General features: G+C 73.4%; 19 protein-coding genes. 9 read left to right on the top strand and 10 right to left on the bottom strand.

Annotated elements, in window-relative coordinates; translation table 11 throughout:
* Positions 1–143 precede the first annotated feature (143 nt).
* Together JWP64_RS23580 and JWP64_RS23575 are read right to left on the bottom strand one after the other, a co-directional pair.
* Positions 144–845 (bottom strand): response regulator transcription factor, encoded by a 702-nt coding sequence (locus JWP64_RS23580; RefSeq protein ID WP_297501094.1) that lies wholly within the window; start codon positions 843–845, stop codon positions 144–146.
* 37 nt (positions 846–882) lie between these two features.
* Complete coding sequence (locus JWP64_RS23575) at positions 883–1,641, bottom strand: ABC transporter permease (RefSeq protein ID WP_297501091.1); 759 nt, start codon at positions 1,639–1,641, stop codon at positions 883–885.
* A gap of 315 nt (positions 1,642–1,956) precedes the next feature.
* Between JWP64_RS23575 and JWP64_RS23570 the strand changes: the two genes are divergently transcribed.
* Together JWP64_RS23570 and JWP64_RS23565 are read left to right on the top strand one after the other, a co-directional pair.
* The gene (locus tag JWP64_RS23570; protein WP_297501088.1) at positions 1,957–2,424 is read left to right on the top strand and encodes a DUF1707 domain-containing protein; all 468 of its coding nucleotides are present in this window, start codon (positions 1,957–1,959) and stop codon (positions 2,422–2,424) included.
* Positions 2,425–2,562: 138 nt separating this feature from the next.
* Complete coding sequence (locus JWP64_RS23565) at positions 2,563–3,516, top strand: undecaprenyl-diphosphate phosphatase (protein WP_297501085.1); 954 nt, start codon at positions 2,563–2,565, stop codon at positions 3,514–3,516.
* A 13-nt stretch (positions 3,517–3,529) separates the two neighbouring features.
* Here JWP64_RS23565 and JWP64_RS23560 read toward each other — a convergent pair whose 3' ends face one another.
* From JWP64_RS23560 to JWP64_RS23550, 3 genes are all read right to left on the bottom strand, one after another.
* Positions 3,530–4,948, bottom strand: coding sequence for an FAD-dependent oxidoreductase (locus JWP64_RS23560; protein WP_297501081.1), 1,419 nt, complete (start codon positions 4,946–4,948; stop codon positions 3,530–3,532).
* Between the two features lie 623 nt (positions 4,949–5,571).
* A complete protein-coding gene (locus tag JWP64_RS23555; RefSeq protein WP_297501079.1) occupies positions 5,572–6,225 on the bottom strand; it encodes a methyltransferase domain-containing protein in 654 nt (217 codons plus the stop codon).
* A complete protein-coding gene (locus tag JWP64_RS23550; RefSeq protein ID WP_297501076.1) occupies positions 6,194–6,859 on the bottom strand; it encodes an alpha/beta fold hydrolase in 666 nt (221 codons plus the stop codon). The genes JWP64_RS23555 and JWP64_RS23550 overlap by 32 nt, the downstream gene beginning before the upstream one ends.
* Before the next feature lie 125 nt (positions 6,860–6,984).
* On the opposite strand from JWP64_RS23550, the gene JWP64_RS23545 reads away from it, so the two are divergent.
* Entirely contained in the window at positions 6,985–7,143 is a 159-nt protein-coding gene (locus JWP64_RS23545) for a hypothetical protein (RefSeq protein WP_297501073.1), read from the top strand.
* A 39-nt stretch (positions 7,144–7,182) separates the two neighbouring features.
* Here the strand turns inward: JWP64_RS23545 and JWP64_RS23540 are convergent, their stop codons facing one another.
* A complete protein-coding gene (locus tag JWP64_RS23540; RefSeq protein ID WP_297501071.1) occupies positions 7,183–7,386 on the bottom strand; it encodes a cold-shock protein in 204 nt (67 codons plus the stop codon).
* 440 nt (positions 7,387–7,826) lie between these two features.
* Positions 7,827–8,030, bottom strand: coding sequence for a cold-shock protein (locus JWP64_RS23535; RefSeq protein ID WP_297501068.1), 204 nt, complete (start codon positions 8,028–8,030; stop codon positions 7,827–7,829).
* A 274-nt stretch (positions 8,031–8,304) separates the two neighbouring features.
* Here JWP64_RS23535 and JWP64_RS23530 point away from each other — a divergent pair, with 274 nt between their 5' ends.
* From JWP64_RS23530 to JWP64_RS23520, 3 genes are all read left to right on the top strand, one after another.
* A complete protein-coding gene (locus tag JWP64_RS23530; protein WP_297501065.1) occupies positions 8,305–8,454 on the top strand; it encodes a hypothetical protein in 150 nt (49 codons plus the stop codon).
* A 152-nt stretch (positions 8,455–8,606) separates the two neighbouring features.
* A complete protein-coding gene (locus tag JWP64_RS23525) occupies positions 8,607–9,467 on the top strand; it encodes a SigB/SigF/SigG family RNA polymerase sigma factor (RefSeq protein WP_297501061.1) in 861 nt (286 codons plus the stop codon).
* Between the two features lie 175 nt (positions 9,468–9,642).
* Positions 9,643–10,089, top strand: coding sequence for an ATP-binding protein (locus tag JWP64_RS23520; RefSeq protein ID WP_297501058.1), 447 nt, complete (start codon positions 9,643–9,645; stop codon positions 10,087–10,089).
* Positions 10,090–10,140: 51 nt separating this feature from the next.
* On the opposite strand, the gene JWP64_RS23515 is transcribed toward JWP64_RS23520, so the two are convergent.
* Positions 10,141–11,577, bottom strand: a complete 1,437-nt coding sequence (locus tag JWP64_RS23515) for an ornithine decarboxylase (protein ID WP_297501055.1) — start codon at positions 11,575–11,577, stop codon at positions 10,141–10,143.
* A gap of 172 nt (positions 11,578–11,749) precedes the next feature.
* Here JWP64_RS23515 and JWP64_RS23510 point away from each other — a divergent pair, with 172 nt between their 5' ends.
* Complete coding sequence (locus JWP64_RS23510) at positions 11,750–12,136, top strand: STAS domain-containing protein (protein WP_297501052.1); 387 nt, start codon at positions 11,750–11,752, stop codon at positions 12,134–12,136.
* A 24-nt stretch (positions 12,137–12,160) separates the two neighbouring features.
* Here the strand turns inward: JWP64_RS23510 and JWP64_RS23505 are convergent, their stop codons facing one another.
* Positions 12,161–13,153: a polysaccharide deacetylase family protein gene (locus tag JWP64_RS23505; RefSeq protein WP_297501223.1), complete on the bottom strand. Its 993-nt coding sequence runs from the start codon at positions 13,151–13,153 to the stop codon at positions 12,161–12,163.
* A gap of 227 nt (positions 13,154–13,380) precedes the next feature.
* Between JWP64_RS23505 and JWP64_RS23500 the strand changes: the two genes are divergently transcribed.
* Positions 13,381–14,997 (top strand): putative glycoside hydrolase, encoded by a 1,617-nt coding sequence (locus JWP64_RS23500; protein ID WP_366890469.1) that lies wholly within the window; start codon positions 13,381–13,383, stop codon positions 14,995–14,997.
* Between the two features lie 6 nt (positions 14,998–15,003).
* The gene (locus tag JWP64_RS23495; RefSeq protein WP_297501049.1) at positions 15,004–15,798 is read left to right on the top strand and encodes a hypothetical protein; all 795 of its coding nucleotides are present in this window, start codon (positions 15,004–15,006) and stop codon (positions 15,796–15,798) included.
* A gap of 278 nt (positions 15,799–16,076) precedes the next feature.
* On the opposite strand, the gene JWP64_RS23490 is transcribed toward JWP64_RS23495, so the two are convergent.
* Positions 16,077–16,279: hypothetical protein (locus JWP64_RS23490; protein ID WP_297501046.1), on the bottom strand; the 203-nt coding region annotated here is incomplete at its 5' end.

The raw sequence follows: 16,279 nt of genomic DNA, 5'->3' as shown, positions 1-16,279 counted from the left end.
CAGCAGCGCCTTCCCCCGGACGTGCGGGATCGGCGGAGCGAGTCGGAGGATGCACCGGGCGGGCGGGCGGCCGACGACGGCTTCGCTACTGCAGGTTCGCGCTCGGGCCGCGCGTCAGACGTCGGCAGAACGTTGCGGAGGCGTCAGGCCGGGGGGACGTCGAGCCGGTAGCCGTGGCCCCGGAGGGTGACGATGACGGGGACCGTGGTGTCGTCCTCGGCCTCCGCCAGCCGACGGCGCAGCGCGGCGACGTGGACGTCGAGGGTCTTCGTGGAGCCGAACCAGTGCTCGTCCCACACGTCGGACATCAGGGTCTCGCGGCTGATCGCGACGCCCGGTTCGGCGGCGAGCCGGGCGAGGAGCTCGTACTCCTTGGCGCGCAGCGGCAGGTCGCTCCCGGCGAGGGTGACCCTTCTGCTGGACGGGTCCAGCACCAGGTCGCCCAGCTTCAGCGGGTCGTTGATCTCGGCCCGGGTCACGGACTCGACGCGGCGGAGGTGGGCCCGGATGCGCGCGTGCAGCTCGGCGAGCCGGACGGGCTTGGTCAGGTAGTCGTCCGCGCCGGCCTCGAGGCCGATGATCACGTCCATCTCCTCGTCCCGGGCGGTGAGGATGACGACCACGGCGTCCGGCTGCGCGACCCGCAGCTCGCGGCAGACCGCGACGCCGTCGAGATCGGGCAACCCGAGGTCGAGCAGGACGAGATCGAGCGGATCGCCGGCCGCCGCGCGCAGCGCCCCGCGCCCGGTCGTCTCCCAGGCCACGCCGTGTCCGTGAGCGGTGAGGCTGCTGCGCAGCGCCTGGCCGATCGTCTCGTCGTCCTCCACCAGGAGCAGCCGCGTCATGGCGGCGAGGGTACGGGGAGGCGCCGTCGGCGCGAGGTCAGGTGTGCTGCTCGGCGGTCCGCCTGATCACGCCGCGGGCCACGAGCTCGACGGTCACCAGGACGGCGACGGTCTCGGCGGCGAGCAGCCCGACGAGGACCAGGACCTGCGCGGCCCCGGCGCGGACGGGGTCGCCGCTGCCGAGCAGGACGCCCACGAACGCCCCGGGAAGGGTGACGAGTCCGACGGTGCGGGTCTGGTCCAGCGCGGGCACCAGGGCGTCGTGCGCGGAGGGACGGACGACGATCAACGCGGCGTCGCGGTCCATGAACCCGAGCGAGAGCGCGGCCTCGTACTCGCCGCGGCGAGCGCTGAGCTGGTCGAGGGCACGGCGGCCGGCGACCGAGGTGGCCGTCATCGCGCCGCCGATGACGATCCCGCCGATCGGGACGACCGCGATGCCGGTCAGCGGTACGGCGCCGGAGCCGAGGACGACGGCCAGCACGGGCGCGACGCCGGCGAGGATGGCCGCCCCGGCGTGGAAGCCGCAGCGGTCGCGGGTCATCCGCCTCGCCGACGTCCAGGTGGCCACCGCGAACATGACCAGGACGAACAGCACGGTCGCCCACCAGGAGCGGACCACCGCGAGGATGACCGCCGAGACGGCGGCGAGCTGGGCCACGGCCCGCAGTGCCGCGACCACGGACGCCGACGCCGTGCCCAGCCGGCCCAGCACCGCCGTGACCACGGTCAGGGCGACCAGCGCGACGAGGGCGACCGCGAGCTGCCAGCCGACCACGACGGTCGATCCGCCCAAGACGACCTCCGGTGTGTGCGGCAGTCGACGATCGTCGCGCCGGGGATCCCCGGCACCAGACACGTCGTGACGCGACCGCGGCAGAAGATCGGATCAGATCGCGCCGAGGTTACCCAGACGCAGGACGTGCCCGTCGCACAGGACTTCCACAGGCCCTTTTGCCGTCCGCTCACCGTCGTCTGGCCGAATCGAAGCGCGCGGGTTCCTAACCTGGCTCCCCGGTGACGTCGACCGCCGCGTCGCCGGGATCCCCGAGGCGGGGCCGCCCCTGCTCAGCTCCGCGCATGACCGCCCGTTCAGGACAGGACGAACCCGATGACCGCATCCCACCAGGAGACGCCCGTGCAGCGTCGCGCCGACGAGACCGTCGTGCAGCCGGCGGACTCGCTGCGCTGCTCCGACGCGGAACGCGAGCGGACGAGCACCGCCCTGCACGAGGCGGCGGGCGAGGGCCGGCTGACCATGGAGGAGACGGAGACCCGCCTCGCCGAGGTCTACGCCGCCCGGTACCGCCATGAGCTCGACGCGCTCACCGCCGACCTGCCCGCACCGGACGTCCGCACCGGGTGGGGCCTGGTGGTCGCGCTCGCCTGCCGGCAGCTGATCGACGACCTCGCCGCCCTCGCGGGACGCGGGGACCGGGGCGGGATCAGCCGGCGCAGGAGGCTGCTGCTCGCGCTCGCCGCGCTGCTGACCGTCCTCGCCGTCGTGGCGATGACCGTCCTCGTCCTGCACGGGATCGTCGGCGAAGGCCCGGAGCAGCACGTCCACGGCTTCGAGTGACCGGCCGGCCCGGACCGGGCCTGCAGCCGAAGGTAAGAGCCGGGCCAAAACTTGGCCATCGTCCGGTTCACGGTGATACGTTTCGCCGCCGCGGAACGGTTGAACGGGCATGCCGAATACGTCTGTGAGGAATCTGCCGTGAGCGGGCTGAGCTGGGCCGAGGCGATCGTCGTCGGTGCGCTGCAGGGGGTGGCGGAGCTCTTCCCGGTCTCCAGCCTGGGACACAGCATCCTGCTGCCTGCGGTGGTCGGCGGCAGCTGGGCACAGGACCTGGACGTCAGCTCGCCGGAGTCGCCGTACCTGGCGTTCGTCGTCGGCCTGCACGTCGCCACCGCGGTCGCGCTGTTGATCTACTTCCGCCGGGACTGGGTCCGGATCGTGCGGGGGCTGGTGACCAGCATCGCCCGCCGCGAGGTACGGACCCCGGACCAGCGTCTGGGCTGGCTGCTGGTGCTGGCGACGATCCCGGTCGGGGTGGCCGGGCTGCTGCTGGAACACCTGTTCCGCACGGTGTTCAGCAAGCCCGTGCCGACCGCGGTGTTCCTGGTGCTGAACGGGATCCTGCTGCTGGTGGGGGAACGGATGCGCTCGCGCGGGGACACCCGCGAGGCCGCGCTCGCAGCCGCCGTCCCCGCCTCGGACTCCCCGACGGTGGCGCTACCCGCGGCCGCCGGCGGTCCCGAGGCCGGGGTGGCCGTCGACCGCAGGCTCTCCCGGCTCCCGGTCGGCCGGGCCGTGCTGATCGGGGCCGCGCAGATCGCGGCGCTGCTGCCGGGGATCAGCCGTTCGGGCAGCGCGATGGTCGCCGGGCTCGGGCAGGGGCTGTCCCGGACGGACTCGGCCCGGTTCTCGTTCCTGCTGGCCACGCCGGTGATCCTCGCGGCGGGGGTGCTGAAGCTGGGTGACCTGGCCGGTCCGCTGGGGGACGGGATCCGGCCGCAGATCCTGGTCGGCAGCCTGCTGTCCGGCGTCGGGGCCTACCTGTCGGTGCGGTTCCTGACCCGGTACCTCGAGGACCGGTCGCTGAGGCCCTTCGGGATCTACTGCATCGCCGCCGGGGCGGCGTGCCTGGTGTGGTTCGCGGTGCGCTGAGCAGGACAGACCCCTATGCGCCGAGCGCGGCGAGCAGCTCGCCCCGGCTGGGCTGGCGGACCGGTTGCGCCCCGTGGGTGGCGAGGACGTCGCGGACGCGGGCGACGAGTGTCGGGTCGCGGTAGACCGCCTCCGGCGGCCGCAGCATGCCCATGATCGTCCAGAACGCGCGGAACGCGAGGGGGTCGTGCGGAGCCGCGGCGCGCAGCTGGGCGTAGGTGACCCGGTCCCCGCCGGGGTCCGGCGCCGCCGGTGGCGGTCCGCCGAGGACCGTGTGCCGCAGGGCGGCGAGGCGGGCGGCGTCGATGCCGGCCTGGTCGGTATAGAACGGCGCGACGTGGTCGGTGACGGCCAGGTCCATCGCCTCGGCCTGGGCGGGCGGGTCGTCGGGGTGCACGGCGAGGACGTCGGCCAGGTCGAGGGCCCCCTGCACGGCGAGGCTCAGGCCGCGCCCGAGAGTGGGGTTGGTGGTGCACACCGTGTCGCCGACGGCGTGCAGACCGGTGACGACCGGCTGCCCGTCGACGACCAGGCGGCGCAGCGTGTTGTGCAGCCCGGCCATCGGGAAGACGTCGCTGATCGGCTCGAGGACCTCCAACCACGCGGCGAGGAACGGCACGGTCCGCAGTACCGCGGTGAAGACTTCGGGGCGCCGTGCCGGACGGAACCGGTGGTCGGCCGCAAGCGGGCAGATCGCGAGCAGCATCGTGTCGTGGTCCGCGCCCCAGACCCCGGCGGCGAACTCGTCGAGCGCTGCGACGACCCGGGTCGTCTTCGGGCCGGGGAGGCCGGCGCCGTCCCGGAGGCGGTAATGCCTGCTGAAATAGGAGACGCCGCACTCGGCGAACTCGCCGGCGGTCCGGCGGGCGCCGGCGTCGTCGAGCCACCGGTCGAGCGGCGAGCGCCGCCCGCCCGCGTCGACCACCACGTCGGCGGTGATCGCGCCGCCGTCGGTGTGGACGCCGGTGACGTGGGGCGGGGCGCCCGGCTCGGTGAGCAGGCCGACGACGCGGACCCCGTCGCGCACCGTGACGCCGGGTTCGGCCGCGGCGCGCAGGCCGAGCACCCAGTCCACGGTCGAGCGCCGGGTCATCAGCAGTGACAGCCGGGCGTCGCCGGGCCGTTCCGCGCGGTCGGCGAGGGTCGGGGCCATCTGGCTGGCGAGATCGGCTTCGACGACGCCCGCGTCGAGCAGGCCGGCGTAGACGTCGGGGAGCCGACTCCGCAGCAGTTCCCGGCACAGCGCGAGCACGACGTGCGGCTGGACGAGCTGGGGAGCGTTCCCCCGGAAGGCCGCGGCCGCCGCCTCCTCGACGCCCGGCGCCGACGCCAGCCGGTCACGCTCGAGGACAACCAGATCGTGTCCCTCGCGGGCGAGCAGCATGGCCGCGGTCAGCCCGGCCGCGCCACCACCGATCACGACGATCTTCATCGGTCACGCCTTTCGCGGAGCGGAACCCGTCGACACACCCGCCGCGGCGGGCGGTGAGCTCCGTTGTCGGAGGACGGTCGAGCGGCGAGCCCCGGGCACGGCGCTGCGCGGAGACCGCCGCAACCAGTATTGCGGCCCGCGGACCCGGACGGGCCGGTTCGAGGCCGCCGCTCACCCGCGTTCGCGTTCGCCCGGGGCGCGGACCGCGGGCCGTTGGCGGAACGCGGCGGGAACGGCCCGTTGGAACGCCACGGGCACACCGAGGCCGCGGTGGATCTCGCCCGGCCGGCCGGTCTCGCCCCGCCGGGGTCATCTTCGAGATCCTCGCCGCGGACGGGTCGATGGCCCGCGGGCCGCAACTCGCCGAGGTCGCCCGGAGGTACCGCATACCGCTGATCTCGGTGGCGGACCTGGTCGCCCATCGGCTCTCCGCAGCCGGCGTCCCGATGCTCGCAGGCACCGTCCCCCGCCATGAGCGCGCTGCACCCGACGGCCGGCTCGCTCCGGCGACGGCGCGCGAGACGGTCGAACTACGGCTCATCGCCACCACGACCGCCGCGAACACCGGATCGTCACCCCACTCGACGCTCGGTGATGGTGACCGTCACGGATGTGTCCTCTCGTCAGGGTGTCGGCGCAGGGGTGTGCCCGGTCGCCAGATATCCGGTGCCGAAGGCGAGCTCGCGCACGTTCAGGTCGGGGACGTGCGCGGCGAGCAGCCGCCAGGGCCGGTCGAAGCCGGTGAAGTCGTCGATGTAGGGGCTGTGCAGGCTCCGGATCCAGCCCCGCAGACCCCACGCCCAGATCGGCGGTCGTTTGCCCCCGGCTGCCGCGACGGGTGCGCCGGGCCGTAGGTGCTCGAGGACCTGGGTCAGGACGGCCGGGGACTGGAGGACGTCGTGCACCGCGCAGAACAGGGCTCCGTCGGCCCGGACGTCCTGCAGCGCCGCGGGTTCGGAAGCGGAGAGGAGCCGGACGTTGTGCCAGTCGTTGTTGGTGGCACGTTCGCGGGCGAGCCCGAGCATCTCGTCGGACGCGTCGATCCCGACGATCGTGCCGCTGGGGCCGACCTTGTCGTGGAGCGCGCTCATGCACAGTCCGGTGCCACAGCCTACGTCGAGGACGGTGTCACCGGTTCCGACGTCCAGCTTCGCGACGACCGCGTCGCGCCATCGTTGGTAGGCGGTGGTGCGGCGGTCGTACCGGTTCGCCTCGGGCCCGTAGGTGCGGGCGGTCTTGTGCGGGTCAGGTGTGGCGGGCGGTTCGTCTGTCGGCATCGCTGCCTTCTTCGGTAGGCGGAGGGTTCGGGCCGGTCGGCTGTCGGTGGACGGCTCGCTGCTCCGCGAGCCATCCGGCGAGCTCCGTGCTGAACCGGTCGGGGTGTTCCACGTGGGGGAGATGCCCGCAGTCAGGAAACACGCTCACCCGGGCGTCGGGCAGACGGTCGGCCGCGGCGCCCGCCTGGCTGGCGGGCAGGACGTAGTCGCGATCGCCCCAGATGACCAGAGTCGGAACCGTCACGGCGGCGAGGCGGTCGAGCATGACCTCGCGCTGTCCCGTGGCGTCGAACAGCGCTCGGGCCATGGTTGTGGAGTTCTCGAGCTGCCCCGGCCGGCGGGCGAGGGCGTGCTGCTCGGCGACGAAGTCGCCGGGTGCCCGCCAGGGCCTCGCGAACAACATTCCCACGGACAGGACGGTGCGCGCGAGGGCTCCACCGGGTGTCCGGCTGAGCAGGATCGCGAGTTCGCCGAGTCCCGGGACCGTGTCGAGCGCGAGCAGCGGGTCGACCTGGCGGCCGAGACCGGCACTGGCCACCAGGGTCAGGCTCCGCAGCCGCCTCGTCGAGCCCGCGTTCGTCGAGCCCGCGTTCGTCGAGCATCGGGGGACCGGTGGCGGGTTCCGCAACGTCATGCGTCTCCACCCCGGCCGGGGTCTCGGGGTCGTGATCACGGCGAAAACCACCCGCTCCTACAACCAGGACGTCCTGATGCGCGCGGTCCTCGACAGCGTGAACCCGTGAGCACGAGGAGGCCCAGGTGTCGCGTTCGCCCCGACCCACGTCCTGCCCGGGCCCGGTCGCCATGGCGATGTTCGCCGTCGCGGCGATCGTCGTGCACGAGCGCACCCGCCGGGCGTCGCCTCCCGCGGGGGTCGTGGCATCCGACCCCGGATACGGCGGGAGCCCGCCTCCCTGACGGGAAGCGGGCTCCTGACGTGCTGGTGAAGAGTTCGGATCAGATGACGCGGACGCCCTGGGCCTGGGGGCCCTTCTGGCCCTGGCCGATCTCGAACTCCACGCGCTGACCCTCGTCGAGGCTGCGGAAGCCGCTGCCGTCGATCTCGGAGTAGTGAACGAAGACGTCGGTGCCGCCGCCGTCCTGGGCGATGAAGCCGAAGCCCTTCTCGCCGTTGAACCACTTCACAGTTCCCTGTGCCATGTCTCTGCTCCTCGCAGGTGCTGGGCCTCCGCACTGTGCGGGCCCGGCCGACCCCGGTAGGGCGGACACGACGTCCTCGTGACGTCGTGTCCGCTTCCACCGCTTGTTCCCGCGAGCGTGCAGTACACGAACACTGAAAACCGAACGACCTGTCCCGTACAACTGTGGAGCCGCGCTGCTTGTTCCCGTCCGGCCCGGGTCACACCTGCAGGCCGGCGGGCCGGGTGCGGTCATCCGTCGATGGTCACGGCGTCCGGCCGGGACACTGCCGTCAGCCATGTCCGCGGCCGCGGACGACACCACTCGATCGGGTCATCTCGGTGGTCTACCCGTTCAGCCGCCGGGCAGCCCGCCGCCGCGGCCACCGCGGTTCGGAAGAACGTACGCGGCGACGAGCCCGCGCCCGGAGCCCGTGGGCCGGGCGCGGGAGCGCCGCGTGCTCAGATGACGCGAACGTGCTCCGCCTGCGGCCCCTTCTGGCCCTGGCCGACGTCGAACTCGACCCGCTGACCCTCGTCGAGGCTGCGGAACCCGCTCGCCTCGATCTGGGAGTAGTGGACGAAGACGTCCGGCCCACCGCCGTCCTGGGCGATGAAGCCGAAGCCCTTCTCGCCGTTGAACCACTTCACGGTTCCCTGTGCCATGTGCGTTCCTTCTCCATAGGGCGAGATCAACGGCGCCGGATTCGTGCTCGCGCCGCTACTCGAACAGTAGCGAGGTGGCATGCCCTTGTCCCGCAACCGCGGTGCCGCGCTGCGCGGGCGTCCCCCGGGCCGGACCGAGTCGCCTCGCCGGCACAAGTGTGGAACGGCGTTCGGGCGGTACTTTCCGCGCTTGGTGCAGTCCCTCCCGCCTGCAACGGGCCGTGTCGACCGGTCGCTGACCCTGCGGACGGGCCGGTGTCACGTGCAGCGGTACATGACGCCGCTGCTGCGGCGGATCGAGCTCGGCGAGCTCGACCCGACACGGATCACCACCCACCGGCTGCCCTTGGACGAAGCACCGCGTGGCTACGACATCTTCAAGAACAAGGAGGAGGACTGCGAGAAGGTGGTCCTCACGCCCTGAGGGGCCGCCGCTCGGGAGGGGTGGTGGCCGTGTCAGCCCGGCCACCACCTCACATTCGTCCCGGCGCGATCGGGTGTTCCACAATGGTGTGGTTCGGTCCCCGCCGTGGGGTACGGGTGTTTGCCGGCACCGGGGAGCGGATAGACGGCGTGGTGACCGGCGCCGACCTCTCGCTCCGTCCTGCCGGGAGCGACCGCCCGACCACGGTCCTCGCTCCCGGGCAGGACCCGCCGCCGTCGGGGGATCGGCAGGAGTACGCGGAGTTCCTTCCGCTGCTCGACCGGTACGCCGCCCTGCCCGACCACCACCCGGACCGCGGGCCGTTGCGCGACGAGCTCGTCGTCGCGTTCCTCCCGGTGGTGCGCAACCTCGCTCGCCGCTACAGCCGAGGGGGGATCGTCGAGGACCTCGAACAGGTCGGCACGATCGGACTGATCAACGCCCTCGACCGGTACGACCCAGCCCGCGGGCCCGGGGCGTTCCTCGGCTACCTCATCCCGACGGTGACCGGGGAAATCCGCCGCCACTTCCGCGACCGCACCTGGTCGACACGGGTGCCTCGGTCGCTCAAGGAGCTCGCGGTCAGGATCGACCGTTGCACCGAGCCGCTGTCGCACCGCCTCGGCCGCGCCCCGAAGCCGAGCGAGCTCGCCGCGGAACTCGGCGTCGGCAAGAACGAGATCATCGACGCGCTGGCCGCGCGGGAGAGCCGCCACGGCCGGCCCCTGGACAGCCCCTACGGAGACGAGGGTCTGGCGCTGTCGGAGACCCTCGGCGAGCTGGCCGCGGACTTCGAGCAAGTCGAGCGCCACGAGCTCCTGCGGCCGTTCGTCGAAGCACTCCCGGCGCGGGAACGCGCGATCCTGATGCTGCGGTTCTTCGAGGACCGCACCCAGACCGAGATCGCCGACCGGCTCGGGATCTCCCAGATGCACGTCTCACGCCTGCTGTCCCGGACGTTGGCCCAGCTCCGGCAGCAGCTCCGGGACGCCGGGCAACCGACGATGCCCTGACCGGCCACCGGAGCCTCGCGCGGGCGGCGGTCGTCCTCGGTCACCGCAGCAGCACCAGCAGGCCGAGTACGAGAACCCGGCGACGAGCCAGGACGAGCCGGCCGATGTCCCGGCACCACCGCGAGCGGTCTCCCGGGTCGGGGGTTCGACGGCGCGACGTGGGGAATCCGGGGCCGTGACAGCGTTCGTGCGGCTCCTGCTCGATGCCCGACCGGATGCCCCTGACATCGTCGTGCGGGCGTTGACGGAATGGAGCAGGAGCGTGGGCTGGCCGGCGGCGGAGGCGCGGGACCTGCTGTTCGCGGTGCGGGAGGCCGTGTGCAACAGCGTGACCCACGCGTACCGGGGAGGACCGGCGGGCCGGATCGGGGTCGAGGCCGTCGTCCGGCACGGTGCGCGGGACGGCGACCACATCGAGCTGACCGTGTCGGACACCGGACGCTGGAGACCCCGTCCCGACTCCGCCCGCCCGGGCTACGGGATCCCGCTGATGCGGGCCGCCACGGCGGGCCTCGTGATCAGCACCGGCGTCTCGGGCACCGAGGTGCGCCTGCGCAGCGCGACCGTGCCGCGGGCCGCCCCGGCGTTCGGCCGCGTCAGCTTCCTCATCGGGCCGCAGTGATCGGGACCTCGCCGAGGGGGTGCCGTCCCGTCCGCGCCGGAGGCCCGGTGATCACGCCACGACGCGGAGGGTGCCGAGACCGGGGTCGGCGGGGTCCGGCAGGACCATGCCGGCGCGGACGCCGCTGGTGAGGTAGTCGGCGATCTCCTCGCTGACCCGCTCCCCGGGAAGCAGCACCGGGATCCCCGGCGGGTAGGGCGTGACCTGCTCGGCACACACGCGACCGACGGCCCGGTCGACCGGTACGTCCTCCGTGCGGGCGAAGAAGGCGACGCGGGGCGGCATCGCCACGTCGAGCTCGAGCGCCCGCGGCGAGGGGAGGTTCACCCGGGGCGGGTCCGGGAGGTCCGCGGCCGCCTCGGCCATCGCGCCGAGGGCGTCGAGGAGGAGGTTCGCGGTGCCGGCGTCGTCGGCGAAGGTCAGCTGCGCCTCGATCCGCCGGTGGTCGGAGAGCCCGACGTCGACGGCGCGGTGTTCCCGCAGCCAGTCGGCGGCCTGGTAGCCGCTGATGCCGAGCGCGGAGACGTCGACGAGGATCTTCAGCTCGTCGAGCTCGTGCGAGGCCTCGGCTCCGACGAGGGCGTCGTGCAGGGGATCGAGGCCGGGGATCTTCGCGATGTGCTCGCGGACGTCGGCGGCGAGGTCGAGGGCGCCGGTCAGCAGGTCGTGTCCGTGCTGCACCATCTGCCGGCGCCACCCGTCCATCGCCGCGTAGATCAAGGTGTTGGGGCTGGTGGTGGACAGCATGTCGGCGCAGGCCGCGAGGAAGGTCGGGTCGACGCGGTCGCCCTGGAGATGGAAGACCGAGCCCTGCTCCAGCCCGGCGCCCATCTTGTGGATGCTGACGACGCACAGGTCGGCGCCGGCGTCCATCGCCCAGGTGGGCAGCCGCTCGTGGAACGGCAGGTGTGCGCCCCACGCCTCGTCGACCAGCAGCGGCAGTCCCCGCTCGTGGCAGAGGTCGGCGATGGCGGTGATGTCGGCGCAGGTGCCGTACGGGGTGGGGCTGGTGATCAGCACCCCGGCGACGTCGGAGTCCCGGTCCAGGGCGGCACGTACGTCGTCGGGTGCGGGGGGATGGGCGAGGTGGAGCTCGGCGTCGTAGCGCGGGTGGACCCACGTCGGTCGAAGGCCGGAGAGGACGAGGCCGGAGACGACGGACTTGTGCACGTCGCGGCTGACGAGGATGCGGCCGTGCCTACCGGCGACGGCCAGCATCGCCGACTTCACCGAGAGCGAGCTGCCGCAGGTGGAGAAGAAGGCGTGGTCGGCGCCGACGGCGTCCGCCATGAGGGTCTGCGCCCTCTCGACGACGTGGCCGGACTTGGCCCGGTCGTCCAGGCCGGCGTTGGCGAGCAGGTCACCCCGGAACACATCGTCGCCCAGGACCGCCCGGACCCGCGGGTCGGCACCGCGGCCCTGCTTGTGCCCGGGCGGGCTGAACGGGGTGTGGCCGCGCCGGTGATAGGCGTCGAGGGCCTCGAGCACGGGGCCTCGTCGTGGTCCATCTCACACTCTCCAACAATGCTCGGCGGCGGTGACCGGGCCGCATACCCGCCCGGGCTCCGCCGGCAAACCCGGCCGCCCCCGGTCGTGATCCGTCACGTGAGGACACCACCGGGTGCGGCGTGCCGCCGCTGGCGCCGGTAGTTTTCTTCCGGTGAGCGAGGAACGGCGCCAGGGACCGGGATCCACGGATGCGTGCACGCTGACGACGAGCGACCGCGGCGAGGTGGTGGTCGTGCACCTCCGCGGTGCTCTCGACTACACGGTCGTGGCATCCGTCCGGGACGATCTCCAGTCCGCGTTGCGGCGGTTGCGGGACCGGGCGCTGGTGCTGGACCTGGCCGAGGTGGACTTTCTGGACTCGGTCGGGATCTCGGCGCTGATCGACACGGCCCGCACCGCCGGAAAGGTGTCCGAGAACAGCGAGCCGCTGCGCCTGGTTGTCGATCACGCCCGGGCCGTGACCCGGCCCATCCAGGTGGCCGGCCTGGACGGGTTCTTCATGCTCTACGAGACGCTCTCCGACGCGCTCGCACCCTGATCGACCCGAACCGGCGGCCCCGGGTCAGTAGCGCTGGGCCGCCGATCCGAACGCCGTCCCGAGCGCGGTGGCGCGGCGGGCGGGGAAGGAGACGTGGGCGGGGTCGCCGTCGGAGGTGTAGCGGGAGACCTCGCCGCTCGCGAGGCGGTCGAGCCAGGTGGCGGAGACGTACTGCGCGTCCGCCCCGGTCGCGGCCTGGGACCGGATCCGCGGGATGTTCTCCGGGTCGAACCCCGTGCTGTAGGGGGAGGGCGCCGGATCGGCACCGACGAGCATCGCCGCGGCGAGGTCGTAGGTCGTGCCGCCGGACGCCCCGTGCAGGGCGAGCTCCTCCGACTCGGGGTGGGCGCCGAACGGCAGCGCGATCGTCGTCACCGCCGCCTCGGGCACGGCCTGCCGGATCATCGTCAGGTTGTCGACGATGTCGCTCTGGACCTCCTCCGCCGACGCCGCGGAGAGATTCGTGTGGCTCGCGGTGTGGAGGCCGATCTCGAAGCCGTGGGCGTGCAGCCAGGGCAGTGTGGTCGTCCCGCCCGGCTCGCCGAACGGCTCGGCATTCACGTACAGGGTCGCGACCGGGCGGAACCCGGGATGCGCGGCCGCGACGTCGAGCAGGATCCCGATCGCGCTGTCCGGCGTGGGTCGTCCGTCGGGGCCGAGGGCGAACTGGCTGGGGGCGCCGTCGTCGAAGGTCAGCACGACGGGGTGGGCGCCCGCCGGGACGTCGATCCGGCCCGCGGCGAGATCGGCCGCGGTGATGGGTACGTAGTTCTCCGCCGCGAGCCGTTCGAGCTCGGCCCGGAAGTCCGCCGGCGTGCGGTCGTAGACCGAGACCGCCTCGGCGACGATCCGGTGGTACATCAGCACGGGGATGTGCCCGAGCTCGTCGGCCCCGACCTCGCCGGGCGGGGGCGGCGCCTGTGCACTCGGCGGAGCCGGCGCGGCCGGTGCGGCGGGCGGCGCCGAGCCACAACCGGCCAGACCCGCCATCGCGGCCAGGGCCGCGACCGCCAGCATCGTGCTCGTTCTCGGTGCGCGCCCGTACATCCACATCTCCCCGACCGGTCCCTCCCGCGGGCTGCTGCCCGCCTCTGCGACGACCATGGCGCCGCGCAACCACTGCGGCAACCAGCCGATCGAATGTGCACCGGAAGGGGGACAGCGGTTGGCCCGAAGGGTCGCGATGCGCATGGTTGTGTCCAGAGCGATCACCGAGTCGGGGGGCAGCCTTGTTGGAGCAGCGGGTGAGCTGGGAGCAGGCGGGCCAGCAGGGGGTGGTGCGGTCACGGGCCCGGAGGCAACGCGGCGCGGGGCTCCTGGCCACGACCACGGTGCTGGTCGTGCTGCTGCTGGCCGGCATGATCGTGGTCGTGCTGTCCGAGGGTCCTCGGATCGCCGGTCCCGAGGACGGCGCGGTACTGGCGGCCGCCGACACGGCCCCCGAGTTCGTGCTCTCCGGGGTGCCGGCCGGCGCCGCCGGGGGAGCGGAGCTCGACGGCGCCCCGGTCGACCCCACCGCGCAGCCCGACGGGCGGCAGTCGGTGGCGCTGCCTCCCCTCGCCGAAGGGGAGCACCGGTTCGAGTGGACCGTGCCCCGGGCCTGGCCGCTGCCGTCCGCCACGGCGCGCCGGGACTTCGCCGTGGACACCACGCCCCCGCAGGTCGCCCTGGACGGGCCGCTGCGGGCCGAGGCGCTCGACCGGCCCCTGACCGTGCGCGGCAACGCCGGCGACGCGGTCGACCTGCGGATCCAGGACGAGAGCATCCCGCTCGACGACGACGGCGCCTTCAGTGTCGACCTGCCCGCGCCGCCGGCGTCCGTGCACCTGGTGGCGACCGACCGGGCCGGCAACACCACGGACAGGACGGTGCCCGTACCGGTCGCGCAGGCGCCGATGCGTGCGGTGCACATGAGCGCGCTGGCCTGGTCCTCGCCGACCCTGCGGGATCCGGTGCTGGCGATGGTGCGGGAGGGCCGGATCAACGCCGTCCAGCTCGACATCAAGGACGAGAGCGGCGAGATCGGCTACGCCTCGCAGGTCCCGCTGGCCCAGGAGATCGGCGCGGTCAAGGGTTACTACGACGCCGCGCAGGCCCTCGACGAGCTGCATGCCCTCGGCGTACGGGTCGTCGGCCGGCTGGTCGCGTTCCGTGATCCCGTCCTGGCCACGCACGCGTGGCAGACCGGGCGGCACGACATGGTCGCCCAGACCACCGCGGGGCAGCCGTGGGCCGGCGGGTACGGGTCCTACGCCTTCACCAACTTCGCGGACCCGGACGTGCGCCGGTACAACATCGACCTCGCCACCGAAGCGGCCGGGCTCGGGTTCGACGACATCCTCTACGACTACGTCCGCCGCCCGGACGGCTCCCTGAGCGCGATGCACTTCCCCGGTCTGCAGGTCACCCCGGAGGCGAGCATCGCCTCGTTCCTGCACGACACCCGGGCCGCCGTCCGCCCCCGGGGTGCGTTGGTGGGTGCCTCCGTCTTCGGGATAGCGGCATCGCGTCCGGAACAGATCGCCCAGGACATCCCCGCGATCGCGCAGGGTGCCGACTACATCGCCCCGATGGTGTACCCGTCGCACTGGGGCGCAGGAGAGTACGGCGTCGCCGCCCCCGAGTCCCAGCCGTACGACATCACCCAGCGCTCCGTGGCGGACTTCCACGCCAAGCTGGGTGACAGCGGCGCCACCGTCGTCCCCTGGCTGCAGGCCTTCTCCCTGCGCGTGACCTACGGCGCCGAACAGGTACGGCAACAGATCGCCGCCTCCGCGGACGCCGGCAGCGACTCGTTCGTGCTCTGGAACGCCGCCTGCCGCTACGACCCCGCCGCCCTACCCGTGGCCACCGGGGGCTGAGCCACGGTGCGCGGCATCCGGCGGCTCGGTCTCGTCCTCGCCGCACCCTGCGCCGTGACCATGCTGCTCGCCGTCACGGTCCCGGGTGACGCGCGCGCGGCCGGGCCCCTCTACGGGCACGACGTCTCCTGGCCGCAGTGCCCGACCTCGGCCGGCGGGGTCGGCCTGCCCATGCCGCCCGAGACCAGCCAGTTCGTCGTCCTCGGGCTCACCCGGGGGCTGCCGTTCACCGACAACCCGTGCCTGGCGGACCAGCTGGGCTGGACGCGTGCCCACGGCCTGCCCGCGCACGCCTACACCATCCCCGCGTTCCCGACCCCCACCCAGCTGGAGGCCAACGGCGGAACCGGTCCCTGGGCGGCGGACGAACCCGGCGCCCGGCTGCGGAACGCCGGCCACGCCCAGGCGCGGCACGCCCTCGCCACGCTCGCCCGCGTCGGGTTCTCCCCGCCGACGGTCTGGATCGACGTCGAGGCCCGTCCCGCGCAACCCTGGCCGGCCGCGACCGAGCAACAGCAACTGGACAACCGCGCCGTGCTCGACGGCGTGATCCGGGGGCTGGCCGACGCACACCTCGCGTACGGCTTCTACGCGAGCAGCGCCGGCTGGCGCTCGATCACCGGATCCTGGCAGCTTCCCGGAACCCCGGTCTGGGCGACCGCGGGCAGGCTCGACCACCCCGAGGAGGCCCGCGATCTCTGCACCTCGCCGAGCTTCTCGGGCGGTCCGGTCCTGATCGCGCAGTGGTTCGACGACGAGCGCGACTACGACCTCACCTGCACCCCGGACGTCTTCCCCTAGCCGACGATGTTGGAGTGGTGGCCCTAGCCCCGGCGCCGGGTCGAGACCGGGCAGCAGGGTCGAGGTGGGCGCGTCGGTGGCGGACTGCCACCGCTGCCACGGCGAGGTACCCCCACGCCATACGGCCGGATCGGAAGACGCGAGGCCGGTCGAGATCGACGAGCGCGCCCTCGACGACGTCGGTCAGTGTCAGGAACGTCCGCCGGCTCGCGCAGCGCCTCCGGGCTGCGGCACCTCGACGGCACCCTCGCTTCTGCTGCACCGGCCGGTTTCGACGCCTACGCGCGGGCCGCCAGGTGCAACGCCTGGTCGAGGTCGCCGTGCCGCGCCTGCAGGGCGGGACGGCCGTCCTTCGCGCTGACCCTGCTGAGCTGGCCCTCGGCGGCCTGCAACTCGATGCGCGCCGCCCGATCGTCCCCGGCCACCATCGCCGCGGCGGCGGCGTCGAGCCGACGGGTGACCTGGTCCGCCGCGTCGACCG

The organism is Pseudonocardia sp. (genome assembly GCF_025465255.1).
GTDB lineage: Bacteria > Actinomycetota > Actinomycetes > Mycobacteriales > Pseudonocardiaceae > Pseudonocardia.
This window is presented reverse-complemented; position numbering and strand designations above follow the sequence as displayed.